The organism is Nitrosospira multiformis, assembly GCF_900110185.1.
GTDB lineage: Bacteria > Pseudomonadota > Gammaproteobacteria > Burkholderiales > Nitrosomonadaceae > Nitrosospira > Nitrosospira multiformis_A.
The window spans coordinates 1-1,009 of sequence record NZ_FOCT01000049.1 but is presented as its reverse complement, the minus strand read 5'-3'; the positions used below and the strand labels follow the sequence as shown (position 1 = coordinate 1,009).

Genomic DNA, 1,009 nt, shown 5'->3' with positions numbered 1-1,009 from the left:
CCATCCCGGGACGCAATCCGCTACTTGGGCAGTCCACAGCACATCTTCCAGTCTTTCCAAAGGCACAAGGGCAAGCGATTAATAGACCTGCCAGTAAGCTGGCTTTCGCCGTAGTCTCACTAAATGGATCCGATCAATAAATTGCCTTCCCTCGGCCTCTCCCGCTACCAGATGGGCCAGTTCTCCGTGTTGCCTGGAAGTTTTACTGCCCCATCGACGCATAAGAACCCAGTCGCCCAGTAAGTCACGAACAAGCTCAGCCTCATACCAGCGCTGCACCGTTTCCCAGCGTGCGCGCGCAACCATTCGTTAACCCCTTTCCAGTGAGAGAATCCTTTGCTTTGAGGCTGCTGCGAGAATCCGGTACACCGTGGCTTCCCCGATGTTTAGTTGACCAGCAATAGCAGTCTTCGTCATCCTCTCTCCTGCAAGACGGACTACCTCCTGCCTGATTGCATCAGGGGTGGGTTTTCTTCCTTTGTATTTACCTGCTGCCCTGGCCCGGGCCACACCTTCCCTCTGCCGCTCGAGCATCATTTCCCTCTCAAACTGGGCGATGCCTCCCAATACGGTCAACATCAATTTTCCGGTAGGCGTGCTCGTATCCATCCCGAGGTTAAGAACCCGCAATCCTGCTCCCTTTCGCTCCAGGGCCTGGATGATTCTCATGAGATCACCTATGGATCTGGCAAGCCGGTCAAGTTTGGTGACCACGAGAACATCGCCTTGCCGCACAAACTCCAGTGCAGCTTCAAGCTGAACACGAACGGCAACCGAGGAAACCTGTTCCCGAAAGATTTTCTCGCACTTGACGCCTTCAAGTTCCTTGAGCTGCGCCTCGAAACCGGCACTCTGATCAATCGTTGAAGTTCTCGCGTAGCCGATGATCATTTGCTCTCACACGGACTAAAGATGTTGTGATAGAGCACCGATCATAAATCAAATCTGTATCCAGTGATAGGCTTTTAGGGGGGTTAAAACATCTCTCACTAGGGATAAGCCCTAATGA

General features: G+C 52.8%; 2 protein-coding genes. Both read right to left on the bottom strand.

The genetic code is table 11. The features are described 5' to 3' along the window. Window positions 1-78: 78 nt before the first annotated feature. Window positions 79-306, bottom strand: a complete 228-nt coding sequence (locus BMY01_RS16935) for a hypothetical protein (RefSeq protein WP_074749273.1) — start codon at window positions 304-306, stop codon at window positions 79-81. A gap of 3 nt (window positions 307-309) precedes the next feature. Next, entirely contained in the window at window positions 310-891 is a 582-nt protein-coding gene (locus BMY01_RS16930; protein ID WP_074749272.1) for a recombinase family protein, read from the bottom strand. Window positions 892-1,009: the final 118 nt, after the last annotated feature.

What these genes read in the sequence shown, in the direction of transcription:
- BMY01_RS16935 (WP_074749273.1), bottom strand. Translation starts at nt 306, where the DNA reads ATGGTTGCGCGCGCACGCTGGGAAACGGTGCAGCGCTGGTATGAGGCT.
- BMY01_RS16930 (WP_074749272.1), bottom strand. Translation starts at nt 891, where the DNA reads ATGATCATCGGCTACGCGAGAACTTCAACGATTGATCAGAGTGCCGGT.